This window comes from Paenibacillus sp. FSL F4-0087 (genome assembly GCF_038020215.1).
GTDB lineage: Bacteria > Bacillota > Bacilli > Paenibacillales > Paenibacillaceae > Paenibacillus > Paenibacillus taichungensis.
Genome location: NZ_JBBODJ010000001.1, coordinates 130,318 through 151,064, shown reverse-complemented (window position 1 = coordinate 151,064; position 20,747 = coordinate 130,318). Strand labels below are relative to the sequence as shown.

Annotated in this window: 28 protein-coding genes and 1 pseudogene; all 29 read left to right on the top strand. The window is 35.8% G+C overall.

What is annotated here, in order from left to right; genetic code table 11:
• Positions 1-314: 314 nt before the first annotated feature.
• On the top strand, positions 315-830 hold the full coding sequence (locus MHB84_RS00735; RefSeq protein ID WP_076289606.1) for a phosphotransferase-like protein: 516 nt from the start codon (positions 315-317) through the stop codon (positions 828-830).
• Between the two features lie 80 nt (positions 831-910).
• On the top strand, positions 911-1,531 hold the full coding sequence (locus tag MHB84_RS00730) for a zinc dependent phospholipase C family protein (protein WP_076289607.1): 621 nt from the start codon (positions 911-913) through the stop codon (positions 1,529-1,531).
• 262 nt (positions 1,532-1,793) lie between these two features.
• Positions 1,794-2,573, top strand: a complete 780-nt coding sequence (locus MHB84_RS00725) for a phosphotransferase family protein (RefSeq protein WP_076289749.1) — start codon at positions 1,794-1,796, stop codon at positions 2,571-2,573.
• Positions 2,574-2,771: 198 nt separating this feature from the next.
• Complete coding sequence (locus tag MHB84_RS00720) at positions 2,772-3,518, top strand: methyltransferase domain-containing protein (protein WP_143764713.1); 747 nt, start codon at positions 2,772-2,774, stop codon at positions 3,516-3,518.
• 45 nt (positions 3,519-3,563) lie between these two features.
• Positions 3,564-3,965 carry a GNAT family N-acetyltransferase gene (locus tag MHB84_RS00715; protein ID WP_076289609.1) on the top strand — a complete coding sequence of 134 codons (402 nt, stop codon included), beginning with the start codon at positions 3,564-3,566 and terminating at the stop codon, positions 3,963-3,965.
• Between the two features lie 53 nt (positions 3,966-4,018).
• Positions 4,019-4,564, top strand: a complete 546-nt coding sequence (locus MHB84_RS00710) for a GNAT family N-acetyltransferase (RefSeq protein WP_076289610.1) — start codon at positions 4,019-4,021, stop codon at positions 4,562-4,564.
• Between the two features lie 166 nt (positions 4,565-4,730).
• Positions 4,731-5,816: a CHAP domain-containing protein gene (locus MHB84_RS00705; protein ID WP_256716832.1), complete on the top strand. Its 1,086-nt coding sequence runs from the start codon at positions 4,731-4,733 to the stop codon at positions 5,814-5,816.
• A 25-nt stretch (positions 5,817-5,841) separates the two neighbouring features.
• On the top strand, positions 5,842-6,312 hold the full coding sequence (locus tag MHB84_RS00700; RefSeq protein WP_143764715.1) for a DUF5662 family protein: 471 nt from the start codon (positions 5,842-5,844) through the stop codon (positions 6,310-6,312).
• A gap of 5 nt (positions 6,313-6,317) precedes the next feature.
• Positions 6,318-7,334: a serine hydrolase domain-containing protein gene (locus MHB84_RS00695; RefSeq protein WP_341142991.1), complete on the top strand. Its 1,017-nt coding sequence runs from the start codon at positions 6,318-6,320 to the stop codon at positions 7,332-7,334.
• A gap of 156 nt (positions 7,335-7,490) precedes the next feature.
• Positions 7,491-8,015, top strand: coding sequence for a GNAT family N-acetyltransferase (locus MHB84_RS00690; RefSeq protein WP_076289612.1), 525 nt, complete (start codon positions 7,491-7,493; stop codon positions 8,013-8,015).
• A gap of 243 nt (positions 8,016-8,258) precedes the next feature.
• Entirely contained in the window at positions 8,259-8,807 is a 549-nt protein-coding gene (locus MHB84_RS00685) for a GNAT family N-acetyltransferase (protein WP_076289613.1), read from the top strand.
• Positions 8,808-8,831: 24 nt separating this feature from the next.
• Positions 8,832-9,350 (top strand): GNAT family N-acetyltransferase, encoded by a 519-nt coding sequence (locus tag MHB84_RS00680; RefSeq protein WP_076289614.1) that lies wholly within the window; start codon positions 8,832-8,834, stop codon positions 9,348-9,350.
• Positions 9,351-9,875 carry an AAA family ATPase gene (locus MHB84_RS00675; RefSeq protein ID WP_076289615.1) on the top strand — a complete coding sequence of 175 codons (525 nt, stop codon included), beginning with the start codon at positions 9,351-9,353 and terminating at the stop codon, positions 9,873-9,875.
• 112 nt (positions 9,876-9,987) lie between these two features.
• Positions 9,988-10,589: pseudogene (locus MHB84_RS00670) on the top strand (DUF2441 domain-containing protein).
• 60 nt (positions 10,590-10,649) lie between these two features.
• Positions 10,650-11,489, top strand: a complete 840-nt coding sequence (locus MHB84_RS00665; RefSeq protein ID WP_076289616.1) for a phosphotransferase family protein — start codon at positions 10,650-10,652, stop codon at positions 11,487-11,489.
• Between the two features lie 68 nt (positions 11,490-11,557).
• Positions 11,558-11,965, top strand: a complete 408-nt coding sequence (locus tag MHB84_RS00660) for an NUDIX hydrolase (RefSeq protein ID WP_076289617.1) — start codon at positions 11,558-11,560, stop codon at positions 11,963-11,965.
• A gap of 368 nt (positions 11,966-12,333) precedes the next feature.
• Entirely contained in the window at positions 12,334-12,807 is a 474-nt protein-coding gene (locus tag MHB84_RS00655) for a GNAT family N-acetyltransferase (RefSeq protein WP_076289618.1), read from the top strand.
• A 207-nt stretch (positions 12,808-13,014) separates the two neighbouring features.
• Positions 13,015-13,791 carry a class I SAM-dependent methyltransferase gene (locus tag MHB84_RS00650; RefSeq protein WP_076289619.1) on the top strand — a complete coding sequence of 259 codons (777 nt, stop codon included), beginning with the start codon at positions 13,015-13,017 and terminating at the stop codon, positions 13,789-13,791.
• A 77-nt stretch (positions 13,792-13,868) separates the two neighbouring features.
• A complete protein-coding gene (locus tag MHB84_RS00645; RefSeq protein WP_076289620.1) occupies positions 13,869-14,354 on the top strand; it encodes an NUDIX hydrolase in 486 nt (161 codons plus the stop codon).
• 16 nt (positions 14,355-14,370) lie between these two features.
• Positions 14,371-14,793, top strand: coding sequence for a GNAT family N-acetyltransferase (locus MHB84_RS00640; RefSeq protein ID WP_076289621.1), 423 nt, complete (start codon positions 14,371-14,373; stop codon positions 14,791-14,793).
• 245 nt (positions 14,794-15,038) lie between these two features.
• Positions 15,039-15,461 carry a DUF1801 domain-containing protein gene (locus tag MHB84_RS00635; protein WP_076289623.1) on the top strand — a complete coding sequence of 141 codons (423 nt, stop codon included), beginning with the start codon at positions 15,039-15,041 and terminating at the stop codon, positions 15,459-15,461.
• A 33-nt stretch (positions 15,462-15,494) separates the two neighbouring features.
• Positions 15,495-15,926 carry a GNAT family N-acetyltransferase gene (locus MHB84_RS00630; RefSeq protein ID WP_076289624.1) on the top strand — a complete coding sequence of 144 codons (432 nt, stop codon included), beginning with the start codon at positions 15,495-15,497 and terminating at the stop codon, positions 15,924-15,926.
• 13 nt (positions 15,927-15,939) lie between these two features.
• Positions 15,940-16,824 (top strand): class I SAM-dependent methyltransferase, encoded by an 885-nt coding sequence (locus tag MHB84_RS00625; RefSeq protein WP_076289625.1) that lies wholly within the window; start codon positions 15,940-15,942, stop codon positions 16,822-16,824.
• Between the two features lie 127 nt (positions 16,825-16,951).
• Entirely contained in the window at positions 16,952-17,353 is a 402-nt protein-coding gene (locus MHB84_RS00620; protein WP_062324469.1) for an NUDIX hydrolase, read from the top strand.
• A gap of 3 nt (positions 17,354-17,356) precedes the next feature.
• Positions 17,357-17,809, top strand: coding sequence for an NUDIX domain-containing protein (locus MHB84_RS00615; protein WP_179087162.1), 453 nt, complete (start codon positions 17,357-17,359; stop codon positions 17,807-17,809).
• Positions 17,810-18,109: 300 nt separating this feature from the next.
• On the top strand, positions 18,110-18,664 hold the full coding sequence (locus MHB84_RS00610; RefSeq protein ID WP_076289627.1) for a GNAT family N-acetyltransferase: 555 nt from the start codon (positions 18,110-18,112) through the stop codon (positions 18,662-18,664).
• Between the two features lie 29 nt (positions 18,665-18,693).
• Complete coding sequence (locus MHB84_RS00605; RefSeq protein ID WP_076289628.1) at positions 18,694-19,578, top strand: hypothetical protein; 885 nt, start codon at positions 18,694-18,696, stop codon at positions 19,576-19,578.
• Between the two features lie 47 nt (positions 19,579-19,625).
• Positions 19,626-20,432: an N-acetyltransferase gene (locus tag MHB84_RS00600; protein WP_076289629.1), complete on the top strand. Its 807-nt coding sequence runs from the start codon at positions 19,626-19,628 to the stop codon at positions 20,430-20,432.
• Positions 20,433-20,459: 27 nt separating this feature from the next.
• Positions 20,460-20,738 (top strand): hypothetical protein, encoded by a 279-nt coding sequence (locus MHB84_RS00595; protein WP_063563283.1) that lies wholly within the window; start codon positions 20,460-20,462, stop codon positions 20,736-20,738.
• Positions 20,739-20,747: the final 9 nt, after the last annotated feature.

The following is a 20,747-nucleotide window of genomic DNA, read 5'->3' as shown; positions in this document are numbered from 1 at the left end:
TATTAATAAAACTAACAAGTGCTGTATTATCAACGATTATTATGTCTTTTATGTGTGCAACGATATTCTTTCCTGATGAGTTCGGAAGTACATTTTTATTGGGGATAATAATGTTCATGCTGTTATATGGTATTGGAGGCATTCCATTTTCATAGCATCAGCGATAATAAAAACCTCAAGAGTTTCTTATAAATTCAACTTAATTGAACAGTTTATAAAAAAAATGAAAATTAAAAGAGTACAGTTTTAGATATTTAGCAATTCGAAGAAGTCGTAGTCACTCAAACATAACCGATGCAAAGGAAGATGAGAAAATGGATAAAGGGAAAATTATATTTTTGAATGGGGTAACCAGTTCAGGTAAAACTTCCATCGTAGAAGCGATGCAAAATTACGATGAACCCTTTTTTTATGTTGTAGCCAATGATCTTTTTGAAAATACGATTGGTGATAAACATTTGCAAACAGACTACTGGAAGTATTTAAGTGAAGCGATCATGATAATGTATCATACAGCAAAATTATTTTCGGATCATGGAAAGAATGTTTTAATCGATGGGATACTTGTTGAAAGACCGGAATTGAAGCCGCATTATGATAAAGTCCAAGATATATTCGATGGATATCCTTTGGATATCGTTGAGGTTTACTGCCCGTTAGATCTTTGTCGTAAGCGAAATATAGAACGTGGTGACAGAAGAGAAGATCAATCCGATGAGCAAAATAAAATAATATCGCAACACATTCGCTATAGCTTTTCAGTCGATACGAGTTTGAATACGCCGGAAGAATGTGCAGAAATGATTATCACATCAGTATTCAAAAAATAATTTAATGATTGAAAATATCAGTTCAAGGAAGCAGAATCAGACAAACACACTTCAAACTTTCATTGAGGGGAGGAAGAAGTATGGGTTCAAGAATAATGCATCTGATTGTGGCAAATAGAATCGCGGATTCCTTATCTATTGTAGATAAGACGCCGTTTTTACTTGGAAATATTGCACCGGATGCTGTTACAACAAAAGATTCATCACATTTTTTTGCTGGTGAAATTCAGGATTATTCAAGGAACGTAGACTATAAAGGATTTTTACATAAGTATCGATCACAGGCAGAAGACCTTTATGTTCTAGGTTATTTCACACATTTAATTGCAGATGACATATGGTTGAAAGGTTTTAATTTACCTTGGTTAAGGAACAGAATGGAAGCTAATGAGGGACTATATAAACAGTATCATAACGACTTTAGATTATTGAATGGGAAGTTGCTTGAACATTATGGATATAAAGAGGAATTAAGAAACCGGCTCAATCACATTCCAACAATACCGCATTTAGAGGAAGTTAAATCTACAGATGTCGAAAAGTTTGTGCCATATATATTTGACGATTTGAATTATGACAAAGGAATTTTAAATGAAACCCTTAATGTTTTTACTTTTGAGCAGATCATTGGATACATAGAGACATCAGTCGATATGGGAATATTGAATATGAAGTATATAAAGATAAAGTACAATTTGTAAATAATTTTGTGAAGTCTGAGGTGTCCCTTAACAATGCATCCACGTATCGCACCCGCATGGTAGCTGTTCGATCTAAAGACATAAGATAAAGTCAATCGCAATGTCATGTAGCTCGAAGTTGTAAATATAATAATTTATGTTGAACCTGTATGTACAATTCCGGAGTATCGGCATAAGATATGATACTTTCTTAACCCTCACGGATTCGTGAATGTAGGAAACGCTATTTAAAAGGGGAAGAATTGTGAGAAAGGATGAATGCATGAATATTCAGGACCTCCCAATTGAAATAATAGAACAAATCGGAAAAGTTCAGAGAATTACTTTTCCCAGGCAAGGTCATACTTCTATCGTAGCTATTTTGGATACGCCCGATAAAAAGTATGTGATCAAAAAGACAGAAAACGATCTCTATAATGAGTGGTTGTCAGAAGAATACAAGGTGCTTCAATCTCTTTACCATACGGGACTACCAGTTCCGCGCGCACATTCATATCATGTCGAGAATAAATCGAGATGGCTTTTAATGGATTATATTGATGGAATAAGTTTGAGAGAATTTCTATCTAAAGAGCCCGATCTCAAAGATAAAGAAAAAGCTATTTTTAACTTTGGACTTTGTTTAAAGAAAATACATGAATGTTCTTGTCCTATTGAATTATTGAAGAATGATAATCCTTGGTTAGATACAATGCTAAATAAAGCAGAACATAATCTGACTCACTTTGCAGTAGACGGAACAGAAGAACTACTTAAACGATTGAAAGAAGTAAGACCTAAACCAATAGATAACACTTTGATTCATGGCGATTTTACAATAGATAATGTATTAGTTAATGAAGGCAATATAGTTGGAGTTATCGATTGGTCAGGAGCTGCAAACGGGGATCCAAGATATGATTTAGCATTGGCAATTAGACCAAAATATAATGCTTTCGATAATAATAGAGATAAAGAAATATTTTTTAACGCATATGGCAAGTTAAGAATAACGGATGAAGAGTATAACTACTTTGAAGACGGGGTATATAGCTTCTTTTAGTATCCTTTCGCAATGTGTACAGCAGATAACAACATGTTCAGGCATCGAACCATTTGGCCTTTAAGTTGGTGAAGTTTATGAATTCAGTAACGTTGTTGGAGGTGAACCATTATAGATCAACAAGAGCAAGAGCGATTACGAAGAGGCATTAGTTAAATGAATGAGCAACGAACAAAAGTTATTTTGAGGGGGATCAGGATGAACAAACACCGTGTTTATGAAACAAACAGATCCTATTGGGATACAAAAGGAAATGACTTTTTAAGAGCAATCGTGCTTCCTTTTTATGGAGCATTTGTAACAGAGGGAAAATGCCAACTTTTTGGCGATGTCTCAGGAAAAAAGATGTTAGAAATAGGCTGTGGAGATGGCCAATCATTGCAATATCAGGGAGAGCGTAAGGCTGCTGAACTATGGGGGATGGATATATCAGAAAATCAAATTAAAAAGGCGAAGCAACATCTGACAACGTGTGGTCTTTCAGCAAAATTGATTTGTTCTCCTATGGAAGAAGGATCTAACATCCCTGTGGATTATTTTGATTTTGTTTATTCGATTTACGCCATAGGCTGGACAACCGATCTTGAAGGAACTTTTCGTCGAATCGCTTCTTATTTGAAAAAGGACGGCATATTTATTTTCAGTTGGTCTCATCCAATTCACAAATGTGTTGTTGATGAAAATAATAGATTGGTTTTTAACAAGTCTTATTTTGATGAATCTTGGTATTCGGTCGCTCCTGATTTTGTTCAAGGCGAGCTAACTTTGTCTGATCGTAAACTATCAACCTATATAAATGCGTTAGCGAAAGCAGGGTTTGTTATTGAACAAATGATTGAAGAAACCGATCAGGAAATAATCCAACTGTATGATGAAAATAATGATCTTGTAAAAAGAGCAAAAATGTTTCCTGTAACCTTTGTTATCAAAGCAAGAAAACTTTGAAATTACTGAATTGATCCAAAAAAATATTATCTATGGGGGTTACTCATGGTAACGTTAAAATTACATACAGAGAAACCGATTCTACAATCTGAACTAATGGGTCTTTATCAAGATGCTGGTTGGTGGCCTAACCGAGATGAGAATGGAATATTACAGTTACTTGTAAGTGGTGTTGCAGTAGGAGCTTGGAAAGATGATATATTAGTTGGTTTCTGTAGGTCTATTTCAGACGGAATATATCGGGCTTATGTAGAAGATGTTGTTGTATTAAGTACGTACAGAAATAATGGGATAGGAGAACTAATGGTCAAAAGACTTTTAGATGAACTGAAAGATATTGACGTTATTAGTTTGTTTTGTACAGAGGATTTGGATGGTTTTTACGAATTGTCAGGATTTAAACGGACAAAGCAAATTATAATGCATTATAAGAATCAAGGAATTTAAAAAAATATTCAAAGAAGATGGGTATTTACTTAGGAATAAGGGAGAATGCGACAATGTTTAAATACGAAATTGATGATTCTTCTTATTTATCGCTATTGAAAATTAAAGATGCAGAACAATTATATAATTTGATTAACAGTAATAGGGAGCATATAGGTGAGTGGCTGAAGTTTCCTAGTATTACTGTAGAAGCGGATGATTCAAAAACCTTTATAGAAAGAACACGGATAAGATATGCCATGGAAGAGGGTTACTGGTTAGGAATATGGAGTGAGGATAAACTTGTGGGTTCTATTGGTTACTTATTTCTAGATCAAGAGAACAAAAAAACTGAAATTGGATATTGGCTAGGTAAAGAATATGAGGGTAAGGGATTAGTTACTAAATCTATTAAAGTATTAATAAAGCATGCTTTTGACGAACTGAAATTAAATAAAATTGAAATAGGAGTAGCTACAAACAATTTAAAGAGCCGTGCAATTCCTGAGAAATTAGGGTTTAAACGTGAAGGTGAACTAAGAGATTACGAGTATATCAATGGAAGGTTTCTAGATAGAATAATCTATGGATTGAAAGCCAATGAATGGATATTGGAATAGTACTTTTTATAGAAAGTATATGATATCATCCGAGATTAAACTTTTTACAGCGGTGCTTATGCCCCTTTTCATTCAATGGACAATCAGGAATGTTGACTCTGACGACATGCGAGCCGACCTTAGATAGTAGCCATCTAAATCTAATATAGTGACAGGAGGCGAAAGTTTGATTTCACAGAAAAAACTTAAACGGGTTGAATTTGTTCGTACTCTTGTTCTTGAAACGCTACTTACTATAGAGAATACCTCCAAGAAAGAGGAAGCATTGGTTAATCTTTTCGGGGTTTCTAGCTTCGCTTCTTTACTTGCCATACGAAGAGAACAAAATTCGGAAATTGCTGCGATCGCAGGGTTGCTCCATGATTTTTATTTCTATAAAACCGGCATAAAATACTTCCCTGGCCTTAACAGTGCGGATTCGGTAAGACCGATTTTGCGTAGCACCCAAATCTTTACCGACGAAGAGCTATCTGTCATTCTTCGATCGATCCTTTATCAAAACGATAAACATCAGGTCCATGGACCATATGAAGAAATTATTAAAGACGCCATACTTATACAGATGTATGTTCAGAATCCGGAGGAGTTTTTTTCTGATATTGAGATAAATAGATTACAAAAAGGACTTGTTGAATTAGGGATTCCAATAGAACACGTAGAGGCAAAGCACAAGATTAACAGAGAAACGATAATCAAAGGAACTGAAGATAGACGTCTTAAGTTGGCTGAAATTGCGGAAGCGCTTGCAGTTCAAAGGATTATGGGAATTCCGGAGGATGAAGACTATCGGGAAATATGCAAGTACTGGCCGGACTCGGATATCTATAAAGTACTGGAAGCAAATTGGTGTGCCGCATTCGTCTATCATTGCTGCATGCAGGCTGGCATCATACTCCCTATTCGATACCCGAATCACAGTTATCGATTAGCTGGGGTTGGCGCCTGGTTAGATTGGGCTCAGCTACCTGAAACAAATTTTTTATATCAAGATGGATACCAGGGTTTTAAACCAAAGCGTGGTGATATTGTCATTTTTGAAAAGCTTCTATCCGATAATTCTCATGATCATATTGGAATTGTTTTGGCATGTGAGGGAAACCGATTATTGGTTGCAGAAGGTAACAAAGACAATAAAAACTTCTCCAGCGTTGTTTATAGGAATAGAGAACATTGTATTTACGGATATATACGTATAGACAACAGCTATCAATTTCATTTTGAAGGGGATATATACCAATTGTTTCTAAATTGAGTAAGAAACTATAAAGCCGAAGGAGATGGTCACTATCCTCCTAGTATATTGGCGGTATTTTCTTTATGTTTTGGATCATAAATTAAACGTCCTTATCGAATGTTGGAAAGAAGGATTATATCTTCAAGGGATAATCCATGACATGTCTAAATTCTCTCCTCACGAATTTTTTCCTTATGCACGTAAATTCTATTCAAATCAGAAGGACGAGGATACCGAGCTGAGATGGAAGAATGCGTGGCTGCACCATCAAAATCATAATAAACACCACTGGGAGTATTGGATAGTAAATAAAAATACTAGAGAAGCCTTACCAATGCCAAAGAAATATTTGATAGAAATGGTATGTGACTGGCGGGCTTTCTCAAGAAAATGGGGGCGTAAAGTTAAAGAAACTAATTTACCAGAAAGAATGATGACATCTGAAAGTATAATATTACACCCAAAGACAAGGGAAGAACTTGAAAATTTCATGAAGAAAAAACAACAACAATAAACATAGTGAAGAAGGTGCATCTTTCATTGTTTAACCTGAAAATATCAAATAATAAAGCATTCATTGAACTGAATGATTATGTCTTACAGGTAAAGAATAAAATATCTGCTACCGCTGCTGCGACATATATTATTCATAATGATCGTATCGTAAATGAATGGTACTCAGGAGTACATGACAATTCTAAACATAGTCGATTAGTTGATGAGGAATCACAATTTAATGTTGCTTCAGTTCGAAAAACATTTTTAGGATATGCTATTAGTCTTGCATTACATGAAGGTAAGGTCAGAAGTATAGATGATCTTGTTGTGGACTACTTGAATGAGTTAGATAGGGAAGTACTAAGGCATATAACAATACGACATTTGTTAACCCACACTCATGGTTTAGGTGATCTGCATAATAGATTGTTTCTTCAAGGAACCGACTGGAAGTACAATAATACTGGTGTTAATCTGCTAATTGAGATTGTTCGGAAATTATATAAAATCCCTGTATCACAATTACTCGAAGAGCGTTTATTCTCACCTATGGGCTTTAACCAAACAGGATGGAGGAAGGAAAATAATGAAAAATTAGTATGGCTAAATGAACAATATAAGGATGATCAAGGTAACCAGGCCAACTTATTTATGAGCACAAAGGAAGTGGCATATTGGGGTTATCTGCATTTGAATAAGGGAGCTATAAACGGGAATCAGATACTTCCTAAAGAAATATTTGAGCAAACAACCACTATTATTAGTCCTCCTGATCTGGAACAACAATTGCCGAGAAACGGTTTTTTTTGGTTTGTGCAAGATGAACCGCGGTCTTTTACAGAATTAGGTGATAAACTTCCACACGGTTCTTTTCAGTCTCTGGGCGCCACTGGATGTGCCTGTCTTGTCGTTCCTAAGTGTAAAACTGTAGCGGTAAGAATGTATAATCAGACTGGACAAAACCCGTTAGGGTACGACTATCTTGAGGATATCAAAACATTTGGAGATTTGGTCTGTAAGTACATAGAAGATCTATAAACCGTGAACTTGGCTTAAAAGATATCAGGCATTCCATTTAAATGATAATGATAAATTTTTACTCCATAAGAATATATGTTCTGATATAATTGAACTGAGAATAGCAAATATTTTCCTCTAAATTTGATTACAAATATAAACAGTGAGGTGAGTGAGATGGAACAAAGGAATGCGTCAGAGGTAAGAATTGAACTATGGGACGAAGGAGATTTAGGTTTGCTTCGCCAATTAAATTCGCCTGAGATGACAGTACACTTCGGAGGACCAGAGACTGAGGAGAAAATCCTAGCTCGCCATAAGCGCTATTATGAAATCGCCCAAAATGAAACAGGGAAAATGTTTAAGATTCTCTTACTTCCGCATCTTGAAGTCGTGGGTAGTGTAGGGTATTGGGATCAGACGTGGAAAGCAGAATCTATTTTCGAGATAGGTTGGAGTGTTTTATCGGAATATCAAGGTAGAGGAATAGCGACAGAAGCAACAGCAAAAGCCATAGCTTCTATCCGTTCTGAAAAGAAGAAACATAAATTCATTCACGCTTTTCCTAAAACCAAGAATCCCGCTTCAAATGCCATTTGTCGCAAGCTGGGCTTTTCGTATATTGGCGAGTGTGATTTTGAATACCCTATTGGGACTACCATACGATGTAATGACTGGAGATTGGCAGTCGAGGAAAATTAAGATCAAGAGCATGGAGGGGGATTTTAAATCAGCTGCATGGCTTTCTCCATATTTCAGGGCAGATGAGAGACCATCTGTTTTTTTTTGCTTGATTTACTTCATATATGTAATAATATGGTTAGCGCTTAGTGCATATAATTTCCTCATTAAAGGACATAAAAGATCCCAGTTTCTATAGATTTATTTTTATTTGAATCCTAGAGATGCTGAGTGAAACAACTTAAACCATTAAGGAGAACTAAAATGTCGCAGTTTCCCAAGTTAGAAACAAAAAGACTTGTATTAAGAGAGCTAACAAAGAATGATTCCAAAGATATATTTCAATGTTTTTCATTGGATGAAGTTACGAAGTTTTATGATGTGGAGAGTTTCACAAACATTAAACAAGCAGAAGAATTAATTCAAAGGTGGAATGAAAGATTTGAATCAGGTCAAGCTATTCGTTGGGGAATCACTTTGAAGTCGGAAAACAAAGTCATCGGAACATGTGGCTTTCATGGCTGGATGAAAAATCATTATAAGGCTGTCATTGGATATGAACTATCACCAGAATATTGGCATCAAGGTTTTATGACCGAGGTGGTTGAAAAGGTAATTGAATATGGATTTAACACGCTTGGTTTAAACCGAATTGAAGCATTTGTAGAACCGGAGAATGTGGGATCAAGAAAGGTTCTTGAGAAAATCGGCTTCAGAGAAGAAGGCATATTGAAGGGGAATTTTTATTGGAAGAATCGATTTGTTGATAATGCTATTTATGCATTTCTTAAGAAAGACTATAAAGGTCATTAACAACTAAGAAAGAAGGATAACCAGATGATTACAATTAGATTTGTTTCAAATAAGGATATCCCACACATTCAATCCATAGCTCAAGAAACATGGAATTATACTTATAAAGGCATATACTCCGAAGGCTACATACAAGATTTTCTAAGTAGAGCATATTCAGATGAGAATTTAAGTCGATCTGTCGAGAGAGATCTTCAAAGTGCCCAACGGAGTTTTTTAATAGCTGAATTCAATGACAAAGTCGTTGGATATGCTCAAACAAGACAAGTGAAAGAAGAAGAACACGAATTACTAAGAATCTATATACGACCTGAATATCACAAAATGGGAATAGGAAAAGAATTTATTCAGAGATTCACTCAAGATTTAAAGCCAATAAATAAAATGTTTGCCTGGGTAGGGAAAGAGAATCATAGAGGAAGGACATTTTATGAGAAAAGTGGATTTAAAGAAATAGAAGAAATGATCGAAACCATAGAAGGGCATAGTAAAACGCAAGTTAAATATGAATTGGAAATCTCCAAGGGAAAGGTGGTTTCATAGATGTTTTTTCTTCAAATGTCGGGATTTCCTGGTTCCGGTAAGTCGACTCTTTCAAGAAGGATCGCTAAAATTACGGGTGCCATAATTATTGATCATGATATCTCAAAGTCTTCCATATTAAAATCCATTGGGGATAGTAATTTAGAATTAAAAGTTTTAGGTATGACTTCATATAATATTGATTGGGCCCTGATAGAGTTTTATCTTTCCCAAAGCTATGACGTAATATTCGATAGTCCATGCTTTTATCCTGAGATGATTGAAAGAGGTTCGTCATTAAGTAAAAAGTATAATGCTAAATATAAGTACGTTGAATGTTACCTGAATGACTATCAGGAAATAAGTAAAAGATTACAAAATCGAGAACGGATGATAAGTCAGATTTCGGATACATCTGAAGAAGAGTTTGAAAATAATGTTAATGAAAGTAAGAGACCTAATGATATTCAATGTTTGCGTGTTGATTCGTCACAACCTATAGAGAAGTATTTAAATAACGTTTTAAATTATATTGATGAAGAATAAGGGATGTCTCGTGAAATCGAAGATCCAATGAGAAAAAAATGCAAACGCTTTAAAACATTTAATACAACGAGTTATGAGATTTTTCCCCTTCTGGGGAAGGAGGAGAGGTACTTTGAGAGAGAATGCATTTTATGTTTTTCATATTGTAACAAGGGAAAAAATGAAAATCGGGCAGATAATTAATTTTGACAAAGACCAAAGGAATACTTTATATAATTTCTTTTTTGAGAGGGAATTCCAAAACACAAATGGTGAAGATTTTTTTTTCAGATTCTAAACGGTCATTATTCAAATGAAGGATTGCATTTGAATAAAGAAAATGCAGATGTGGCTATTAAGTATACAGGACAGACAATTAGAGCAATTAGAGAAGTGATCGTGGAATTGGTAAGACTGCAAGAGTATCCTGATTACCCATCAAGAATGTCTTGCTTATATGCTGCGAAGAGCTATGACGAAGTTTTGAAATGGAAAGCAATATTCGACTCTTATAACAGGAATGTTTTACAAATTGTTAAACTTCGAGTTTATGGAAAGTCATTTGAAGGAGATGGAGCACTATTACCAAAGGAAGATGGAGCATCATTTTCACGTAAAATTGAACAAGCCAAAGCGTATTGGAAAGGTAATGTAGAGAATGAACTACCAGAGCTTTTGATTAACGGAAAAATCGAAGTAGTAGAGATTATTGAGGACTTTTCACCTTTGACATGATGAATTAGGAGTACCTCCGACAGTTGTAACTCTAAAAATAAGGAAAGAAGGCTGAATTTGATGTTGCATGACATCTTATTACATAAATTTCAATATCGTAAATTGACTGAGCTCACCGGAGGTTACACCAACAGCAGTATTTTACTTGAGGGATCAGACCCCCTGGTCATAGCAAAGATTTTCAATGCTCATAATCGTGATGCGATAGCAGAAATTAATTGTTTAACTCTATTGAATCATACAGGTGTGTCGCCAAAAATTCATGACTATTTTGAAGACAACGGTTCACAGTACATTATTATGGACTATGTGCACGGAATTAACAGCCAGAGATTTCTTGATGATGGAGACATTCATAGAGCTAAGGAAATCTACGAGTTGCTTGGAAATCATCTTGCAAAAGATATTCACTCATTAAAATGGAGAGATGGTGACCCTGACCTGCCAATCATAGAACTAATAAATATTGATATTGATGATCTTAACTATGTACCGAATAATCAAAAGGAAAAAGTAAAACAGATACTTAATGTATCAGTTATAGGGGAGAAAACCTTAATCCATGGAGATTATGGACCGCATAATGCAATTTTATCTAATAAATTAATATCTATTATTGATTGGGAGTGGGCAGGCTGGGGGAATCCACTGCAAGATGTCGCATGGGTAATATGGTTTGTGCATTTACATTATCCAAACTTCTCTCGTGAGTTGTCTGAAATTTTTATTAATGCGTATAGTAAATTTTCAGATCTTAAGATTACCAATGAATTAGTGAAGGTATACTCAGTTTCAAGAGTAATTAATGTTTTAGATCGGATAAAGTACACAAATGAAGAAGTGAAAAATGAATGGCTACGAAGATTGGATTGGACATTGGAAACCAATTTAGTAGGATGATTTGTGGATAAGGCACCCCTTACATAACATTTTAAAACTAATATCCCCTGAGAGGACTAGATATATCTATGAATCCACCTAAGCATATCGTTTCAGCGGCAGCGATTGTAATGAATGAGAACAATGAAATTTTACTAGTCCGGGGACCTAGAAGAGGATGGGAAATGCCTGGAGGGCAAGTGGAAGAAGGAGAATCCTTACAGGATGCCGCAGTCAGGGAGACAAAAGAAGAATCAGGGATTGATATAGAGATTATTCGATTTTGTGGAATATTCCAGAATGTGAAGGGTTCAATCGTGAATACATTATTTTTAGCAAGACCGATTGGGGGAGAACCCATAGTAACTAGTGAAAGCCTAGAAACAGGATATTTTCCAATAGAAGAAGCATTAAATAAGGTGACTTGGAAGAATTTCAAACAACGAATTGAATATTGTTTAAGGCCAGATTTGCAACCATTTTATATTGAATTCTAAACCGTCTAACCCAAAAAAAGGAGATGGTACCTATCTATTCTTATAGATCTCTAATGAATGAAGACTTGAAAAGTATAAGTTCTTTTCCTCAGTCAAAGGAAGAATTGTTTCATATTAGTCCTCGGTTTAATTATCCTTTAACACCAGACCAGATATCAAGGCTCTAGCATTTTATCACAAGCAAGGATTTGAACCCATCGATATGCGAATAACGAATTTAGATGAACAAAAAATAATAACTATACAAATGAAGTTAAAGATTTAGAATGCATTCAAGAAGAACGAAACCGCATATTATACGTGTATGGTTGGGAACTAACATAGAAGCAAAACACTAAATTAGCTTTAATAACGGAGGATGATATGAAATGGAAATCTCATTATCCAAAGCAGGACTTAAAGAAGCTTCAATTATTCACGAAATGCAAATAAAAGCATTCATGCCTCTATTAAATAAATATAAAGACTATGAAACAAGCCCAGCAAATCAAACGGTAGAACAAATAGAAGATCGAATAAATCAAAGCTATACAGATTATTACCTAATAAGAGAAGCAAATATTCCTGTGGGGGCCATTAGAGTAGTAAAAAAGGAGAATAAAATCTATCGAGTAAGCCCTGTATTTATTTTACCCGACTACCAAGGGAGAGGGATTGCACAAAAAGTATTTTCAATGATTGAAGATAGATATAGCGATGCAACAATATGGGAGTTGGCTACAATCTTAGAAGAGCAGAGGAATTGTTACCTTTATGAGAAATTAGGATATAGACAGAAGGGAGATACGAAACAAATTAACGACAAGATGACGATTGTGATTTATGAAAAATGCATGATTTAGGTAATCAAGAAAAAATCAAAGACTATATCGATGCGCGTGAAGGCTAACAAAATTGTATAACGTAATATTCAAGCTTTGGTCCTGACGGAAGTTTGATCTGAGGGATGGAGATTGGAGAAGCATCTCAATTGAGACCCCTTTTTAGGGTTCATAGATACAGAAACGTTATTGGAAATAACCAAAATCATAATAAAGGGAGTATGACCAGTGGAGAGTAAAGAGACGTTTAATTGTATTGCTAGTGAATATGAAAAATATAGACCCACCTATCCAGATGAAATGTTTGACGATATTTTTAATTATTCAAATGCAGGAAAAGAAGATAAAATCCTTGAAATCGGTTGCGGAACTGGACAAGCAACAAGTGGATTAGTTAATAGAAAATATAAAAATATTACATGTATTGAATTGGGGGACAAATTAGCCCAGCTCACTGCAGAAAAATTCAAATCCTATACATCTCTTAAAGTGATAAATACATCTTTCGAAGAGTGGGAAGGTGAAGGTAGTCCTTTTAAATTAGCAGTTTCGGGTACTGCATTTCATTTTATTGATCCCCAGTTTGGTTATCCCAGGGTGTGGGAGTTACTTGAGGATTCAGGTGCAATTGGTTTCTTCTGGACCATTCATGTGCCAATGTACGATGAGATCCATAATGAAATACGATCTCACTATAAAGAGTTTGCACCACATTTGGACGATTCAACATTACAAACACCTGAAGAAACCATAAATGAAAGAAAAGCGATCACTGAAGGAACAGGTAATTTTAAAAGAATAGAAGTCAAAGAATATAGCCAAATCCTTTCATATACAAGCAGCGATTATATTTCTTTGCTTAATACCAATTCAAAGCATAGACAACTATCTGAACCGGACAGAAACAATTTGTTAAATAGAATCAAAAATTCTATTGATAGATCAGGTGGATATATTTTTAAAGACCATAGAGTTGCTTTGTTTTTAGGAAAGAAGATGAAGTAACTAAAAGTATTCATTTCGAATGTGACAACGATATAAACACAATAAAGAAAATTTGAAACTACTAAAGGACTGGTTGCATGTTCTATGTTAATTCAAGAGCTATCATTGAAAGATCTGGTAACGAAGCAACTGAGATTGTCATACAAAGAAGAACAAAGACGGACTCTTCTTTTCAGTTTGAACTTCCTGGAGGTAGAATTGAACCGTTTGAATCGTTGATCCAAGCTCTGGTAAGAGAGGTTAAAGAAGAAACCGGATTAGATGTTTATGAAATTGAAGGTACTGAAACAAGAATTGATACAACTGGAATTAATCCTGAATTTGAAGTGGAATGTCTTAGACCATTCGCTGCTTATCAAACCATTAAGGGACCAATTGATTCTGTTGGATATTATTTTAGATGTAAGGCAAGTGGAGATTTGCTAGAAGCTGGTGACGAAACAATAGATATTCAATGGATTGACATTAAGAAACTAAATAAATTATTTATGGAGAATTCATTAGATTTTTCTGATGTTGATCGTGCCGGAATTAAGTATTACTTGAATCATCAAGGATTTTGAGAGGAGCTGGGATTGAATGGATTTTATATATGGAGAATATCTTATCAGTGATAACAAAGAACTTATGGACATCCATGCGGTAAAGGGTTTCTTATCTAGAAGCTATTGGGCCAATAAGAGATCCGATGAAAAAATTGAAAAGTCCATCCATTCTTCAATATGTTTTGGGATATATAAAGAGGCAATTCAAGTTGGTTTTGCAAGGGTTGTCACAGATGATGCGACAATGTATTGGCTTTGTGATGTTTTTATTCATGAGGAATATAGGGGCCAAGGACTTGGTAAGAAACTAATTGAAGTGATAACACAATCGGATCGCTTTAAAGATTTAATGGGGTTACTCGGAACATTGGATGCACATGAATTATATGAACAATATCAATTTAATAGAAATAGTGAACGCTTCATGATAAGACTTCCTGATTATTTGAGGGCGTGATGGCATTGAAGAGAGCTGTTTATTTTCTTTCTTTGATCATTGGAATCGTTTTTACAGCCCTAGGAGTACTACCAGCTATTTTTGACCATCCATACAATGATGAACCAAACTCCGGGCCGGCAAGTTTTTGGGAACTGATACTAATCATTAGTTACGAACAATGGATATTGTTTCTGATTGTTGGTCTGATATTAAGTCTGTTTAGCGTGTTACAACTACGAAAGAAATAAAGGGAGATTTTATCAATGTATAAACTTAAAACAAAAGAAACAGACAACAGTGTCATTGAATTTATTGAAAGTGTTGAGAATCCCAAAAAGCGTGAAGACGCGTATCAACTATTGGATATTTTCACTGAAACAACAGGGTATACAGCAAAGATGTGGGGACCGAGTATTATTGGATTCGGCTCCTATCATTATAAATATGAATCTGGTCATGAAGGTGACGCACCCCTGGTGGGCTTTTCTCCTCGAAAAGCAAAAATCAGTTTGTATTTTGCGACAGGTGATGCAGAGCGAGAGAATCTGTTAAAAGACTTTGGAAAACATACGACAGGAAAAGCATGTGTATACGTCAATAAAGTTGCAGATATCAATCTAGATGTATTACAAGCGTTGATCAACCAATCCATCAAGTTCTTGAAAGAAACCTATCCGGATCATTAATTTCTGTACACTGTTATTATTGGAGGTCACGTGATGAAAGAAGAGAACATTCATATACGTTGGGCGAACGAAAATGATGCAGAGGACCTTCTTAAGCTCAATGATGCTTTTAATGGCATAGGTACATCCGTAGAAGAAGTAATAGATAGCCTTGCTTTATCTAATGAGTTGATTGCTCTAGCTGTGATTGACGATCAGGCAGTTGGATTCGCTTGTGCTCAATATTTTAAATCTTTTTGTTATCGTGCACTCCAGGGAGAAATCACAGAAATGTATATTGCCGAAGTTGCCCGGAGAAGAGGATTAGCTACGTTGCTAATTGCTTTTATAGAGGAGGAACTCAAAGCACGAGGTGTTACCAGTGTAAAAATTCTGACAGGCCAAAGTAATGAAAGGGCTATAAAGACATACGAAAAATCAAACTATGCCAGAACGGAAGAAGTATTGCTACAAAAGAAACTATAAGGAGCATAATCGAATGTCTGAATATTATTGGGATAATAAAATTGAATACCTTAAAAATACGAGATGGCTGTACTACAATGACGATTACCTTCAATTTTTAGTGCAATTTGTTTGGAAGATAGATAAACCTGTAAGCGTTATCGATTATGGGTGTGGGTTTGGTTATTTGGGTCTTAAACTGCTGCCTTTTTTACCAAAAGGGTCAACCTACACTGGAGTAGATAAGGGTGAAATTTTAATCAATGAAGCTAAGACGATTTTCTCCCAACTTCCTTATGATACAGAATTTATTACTTGTGATATAGAAGACGTTGTATTGGAGAGGAAGTATGACATTGCATTGAGTCATGCTTTTTTATTACATATGGATGACTCTGTGAAAATACTCCAAAGGATGATTGAAAGTGTGCTGGAGGGTGGAAGAATCATTTGTTTTGAACCTCATTGGATTGGAAATATGGCGAACTATCATGTGGAGGGCGTTGAACAAAGTGAAATCATTAAACTAGGCGTTTTACAGAGATTATTTGAAAAAGATCATATACGTACAGGTAAAGATGGAAATATTGGAATGCGATTGCCCATATTAATGAGTCAATTAGGATTAACGAATGTGGAATGTAGAATGAGTGATAAGGTCAACTTTCTAGATCAAAACATGGACTCTACCACAAAAAACATTCTCTATCACTCAATTAAAGAAGATGGTATAGGACAGGATCCTGGCAATTCAGTAGAGGTAACCAAACGATTATCAACTCGGGGCTTAACCCAAAATGAAGCAAAGGCGCAGTATGAAGCGGAATTAACATTTTCCAAGGTATTTGATGAGGAATCTTGGTTGACTTATGCAGCCAGCATGAAGATTTCATTTGGAACGGTCCGAAGGGAAGAGTGATAAGAACTGTGGGTTCCCGGATTGCACTTTATTATTTCTAATTGAATGCAGAGGACCTTTTGATTAAAGGGAGCTTATTATTTTTAATTGGATGTATTGAATCTAAAACATAAAAGGAGGGATTTAAGTGAAATTTATTGTGTCTGCAAGTGTGATTGTCCTTAATGAGAACGATGAAATCTTACTTATGAAGGGACGGAGAGGCTGGGAAATGCCTCAAGGCTGTGTGGAAGAAGGCGAGACCATCACACAAGCTGCTATTCGAGAGGTGAAGGAAGAGACTGGCATTGATATTGAACTTATTAAGTTTTGTGGCCTATATCAGAATACTACGCGGGGAGTATGTAACAATATATTCACTGGGAAACCGATTGGAGGAACTCTAACTACAAGTATTGAAAGTGATGAGGTTGGTTTCTTTACATTAGAACAAGCCAATGAAATGATAACCTGGGGGAATTTCAAGGAGAGAATTCACAAAGCATTGGATGAGAGCACTCATCCCATTTTAGTTGAGTTCTCTGAATAACATATGGGTGAAGGTATCTTGAAAAACAACATCGTTGTTGTGGTTAAGGGAGTCATTGAAAATAAAGGCAGGGTATTGATATTAAAACGTTCTGGTGCAGATGAAGTTGCCGCTGGGAGCTGGGAAACCGTTGGTGGAAAGATCGATTTTGGAGAAGAATTAGAAGAAGCTTTGGCTCGTGAAGTGAAAGAAGAAGCTGGGCTTAAAGTGAGTGTTGAGAAGTTACTATTTGCTACTACTTTTTTTACGGATCCGCATAGACAGATCGTATTACTGACATATTTGTGCAGAGCGACAGATGACCGAGTGATACTTTCAGAAGAACATAGCGAGTATATGTGGGCAACCCGATCAGAGTTATATGACTATTTACCACAGACTATTTTAAATGATTTTAAAAAATATAACGTAAACGATACAGTTGAAATCATAGCTAAACAATATGGACTCAAGTAACTCATTAATCTACTCCAATGAAATATAATTCGGCAAACGAAAGGGATATTTGAATGAACCCAATTACTATAGAACCAATCGATAAAACGAATTGGGAAGAGGCGATCGCGATATCTTTACTTGAAACACCCTAGAAAAAGTAATGCACATGCAAGAGCCTTATATGAGAAGATAGGATTTATTAATCAGGAATTGGAAAATCAGGATGGTGAAGTGATATATAAAATGAAATTGAAATAAATAGAAATCGGTCATTATGAAGGTACAATGATCCATTTTCATGTAAAAGGCGGGGATAGTATGGTGTACAACGATCTCACTAAAACGATGACCACAGAAAGGCTGCTGTTAAGATTATTTACGCAAGCAGATGCTGATACCGTTACTAGATTATGTAATGACTACAACATTTATAAGAGCACACTCACATTACCCTACCCATATACATTAGATTGTGCATTGTCTTGGATAGAGCACCATAACGAAAATTTTAATGCGGATAAATGTTATGAATTTGCTATTTGTGATAGGGAAACAGGTGGTTTGTACGGGGCAATAGCATTATCTAATCAACAACGTTACGATAACGGGGAGGTATCTTATTGGGTAGGTCAGCCGTTTTGGGGAAAAGGTTATGCAACGGAAGCAGCTAAAGCCATGTTAGACTTCGCTTTTGATGTAAAAAAATATCATAAGGTATATGCGCGACACTTTGCTTCTAACCCGGCATCCGGACAAGTTATACAGAAGATTGGCATGATACAAGAAGGAGTACTGGTGGATCATGTCAAGAAAGAAGACTGGTATGAGGATCTGATTTACTACGGAGTAGTGAGAAATAAAGTGAAAGAATAAATTTCAGACCCAACGCGGAGGAATACATATTGAAAATTAAACCGGGTAAAAAAGTTTTACTTTCATGGATGGATTGTTATGTACCGGAAAAAGATTTGTTTTTCCTATCAAAAGAACATCTTGATTATGAATTTGACTTTACCGATGTACTATTAATGCCAAAAGAGGAGTTCTATAACCACAGCACTTATAGGCAAGTGAATTATGTGAATGGTTATGAGTACTGGAATATTAAGAACGTTGATTATGTAATCATTGCGAATAAAGAATGGATAGAAACCATTCCTGAAGAACAGAAACGATTTTTATTAAATGCACAAGTGCAAAGTGGAAGAGGGCTTGTTTTCCCAGTTTCATTTGTACATGATATGGCGGAAATACCTGCAAGCTATTTGATGGAGGGGCATGTTATCCTTCAGCGCTTCATGTGGGAGAAGCTGAACAAATCATGTAAAGAACAGATACTTACGACATTGGTTTACGAATGGTGGGATAAAGGGGAATGTGAGAAGCCGCCTGAGTCACTACCTGGTTTTCTAAAACCATATGCCAATTCGTTTGCTAGTTCCCAAGGTGCAAATTGCCTTGGAGCTGTTTTGTTTGCAATCTCCAAAGGGAAACAGGAATGGTTTATCTATGAATGGGTACATCAAAAAACGTTTCTTGAGAAATTAAAACAGTATCAATACGAGGAGTTATTAACTCACGAACTACATCAAGGGGACGTTGTCATATGGACAGATGAAAATGGGATCATTCAACATGCAGCATATCATCTGGGAGAAGAACTATATTTCAATAAAGATGGGCAAACGATATTCAACCCGTGGAAGATACTCTCTAAAGAGCAACTGTATAAGGAGTGGGAGCATCTAACTAATGTAAAGTTCAGGCAATGTAATAAAGTATTTTAATGGAAATTAAAAACGGAGTTCCCGTACTTTTATTTGGAGGTAAAGACATGAATCGACTGATTCCATCCATAGATTTAATTAAAGAAATTGAACTCTCTGAAATCGATTATATGACAGATCGCATGCTTGCTATACAGAGTCGGGACAACAATCCGGAAGGAATTGAGATTCAGCAATTTGGAAATGCCATCTGTTTCTACAGTAAGACAATGGCATGGCCCACTTTCAATACGGTGAAGGGTTTAACGAATAATGATCTGGAACATCTGGATGCTATCATTGATTTTTATAGACAGCGCGATCGGAAGGTTCAGTTCGAAGTTATTCCATCTGTGGTGGATCAGAACTTCTTGAAACGTTTAACCGACTTAGGCATGAATGCATCGGGATTTCATTCATCTCTGATCATCAAACCGGAAGAAAAAAAGAATCACTCAGATCATATCCAAATTCAGGAACTTGAAGAGGATCAATTCGAGCTATACGCGACCATTCATTGCAGGGGGACCGGTTTGTCGGATGATGGTATCCCTTATGTCGCCCAGAATAATAAGGTTCTTTATCACCGTCCAGGTTGGAAATTTTACATCGCATATGTCAATGACATTCCTGCGGCGGTAAGTGTTCTGTTTATTAAAAATCAAAAGGCATCCTTAACCTTTGCAGCAACATTACCTGAGTTTAGAAATCAGGGTGTACATCAGCAGCTTTTGAATAGAAGAATAACGGAAGCCTTGAATAAGGAATGTAATCTGGTGGTAGGGCAATGTTCTTTTTTATCTCAAAGCCATCGAAATATGGAGCATGTGGGCATGAAGTTGGGATATATCCGAACAGCATGGACGGAAAGATAAAAACTGGATTGAATTAGGAGGTAGCTCATGAACAATACAAATAAAATCCTGGGTGCGGTTCTCATGATTAGCAGTATTTTTATTTCAACCTTAGATAGAATTTCCGTGAGAATATCTACAGCAATAGTGGAAGCGGGATACGCTTCAGGTGGGAAAACACGCGAGATAATCCCAGCAAGTGATAATGGTTTCACAGGTTTTCTCGTATATTTCTTATTTTTCGTCGGATTTGTGTTATTGATTGCTGGATTCCCTGGGAATCCCAGAAAGGATAAAACAAATAGGTACACACAAAACCGATCTTAGGAGGGGTTC

Bases quoted from the DNA above. Each gene is read 5' to 3' on its own strand.
- MHB84_RS00610 (WP_076289627.1), top strand. From the start codon at position 18,110: ATGGTGTACAACGATCTCACTAAAACGATGACCACAGAAAGGCTGCTG.
- MHB84_RS00595 (WP_063563283.1), top strand. From the start codon at position 20,460: ATGAACAATACAAATAAAATCCTGGGTGCGGTTCTCATGATTAGCAGT.
- MHB84_RS00680 (WP_076289614.1), top strand. From the start codon at position 8,832: ATGATTACAATTAGATTTGTTTCAAATAAGGATATCCCACACATTCAA.
- MHB84_RS00730 (WP_076289607.1), top strand. From the start codon at position 911: ATGGGTTCAAGAATAATGCATCTGATTGTGGCAAATAGAATCGCGGAT.
- MHB84_RS00600 (WP_076289629.1), top strand. From the start codon at position 19,626: ATGAATCGACTGATTCCATCCATAGATTTAATTAAAGAAATTGAACTC.
- MHB84_RS00660 (WP_076289617.1), top strand. From the start codon at position 11,558: ATGAATCCACCTAAGCATATCGTTTCAGCGGCAGCGATTGTAATGAAT.
- MHB84_RS00645 (WP_076289620.1), top strand. From the start codon at position 13,869: ATGTTCTATGTTAATTCAAGAGCTATCATTGAAAGATCTGGTAACGAA.
- MHB84_RS00615 (WP_179087162.1), top strand. From the start codon at position 17,357: ATGGGTGAAGGTATCTTGAAAAACAACATCGTTGTTGTGGTTAAGGGA.
- MHB84_RS00675 (WP_076289615.1), top strand. From the start codon at position 9,351: ATGTTTTTTCTTCAAATGTCGGGATTTCCTGGTTCCGGTAAGTCGACT.
- MHB84_RS00735 (WP_076289606.1), top strand. From the start codon at position 315: ATGGATAAAGGGAAAATTATATTTTTGAATGGGGTAACCAGTTCAGGT.
- MHB84_RS00655 (WP_076289618.1), top strand. From the start codon at position 12,334: ATGGAAATCTCATTATCCAAAGCAGGACTTAAAGAAGCTTCAATTATT.
- MHB84_RS00640 (WP_076289621.1), top strand. From the start codon at position 14,371: ATGGATTTTATATATGGAGAATATCTTATCAGTGATAACAAAGAACTT.
- MHB84_RS00720 (WP_143764713.1), top strand. From the start codon at position 2,772: ATGAACAAACACCGTGTTTATGAAACAAACAGATCCTATTGGGATACA.
- MHB84_RS00665 (WP_076289616.1), top strand. From the start codon at position 10,650: ATGTTGCATGACATCTTATTACATAAATTTCAATATCGTAAATTGACT.
- MHB84_RS00710 (WP_076289610.1), top strand. From the start codon at position 4,019: ATGTTTAAATACGAAATTGATGATTCTTCTTATTTATCGCTATTGAAA.
- MHB84_RS00685 (WP_076289613.1), top strand. From the start codon at position 8,259: ATGTCGCAGTTTCCCAAGTTAGAAACAAAAAGACTTGTATTAAGAGAG.
- MHB84_RS00690 (WP_076289612.1), top strand. From the start codon at position 7,491: ATGGAACAAAGGAATGCGTCAGAGGTAAGAATTGAACTATGGGACGAA.
- MHB84_RS00635 (WP_076289623.1), top strand. From the start codon at position 15,039: ATGTATAAACTTAAAACAAAAGAAACAGACAACAGTGTCATTGAATTT.
- MHB84_RS00630 (WP_076289624.1), top strand. From the start codon at position 15,495: ATGAAAGAAGAGAACATTCATATACGTTGGGCGAACGAAAATGATGCA.
- MHB84_RS00625 (WP_076289625.1), top strand. From the start codon at position 15,940: ATGTCTGAATATTATTGGGATAATAAAATTGAATACCTTAAAAATACG.
- MHB84_RS00715 (WP_076289609.1), top strand. From the start codon at position 3,564: ATGGTAACGTTAAAATTACATACAGAGAAACCGATTCTACAATCTGAA.
- MHB84_RS00700 (WP_143764715.1), top strand. From the start codon at position 5,842: ATGGTCACTATCCTCCTAGTATATTGGCGGTATTTTCTTTATGTTTTG.
- MHB84_RS00725 (WP_076289749.1), top strand. From the start codon at position 1,794: ATGAATATTCAGGACCTCCCAATTGAAATAATAGAACAAATCGGAAAA.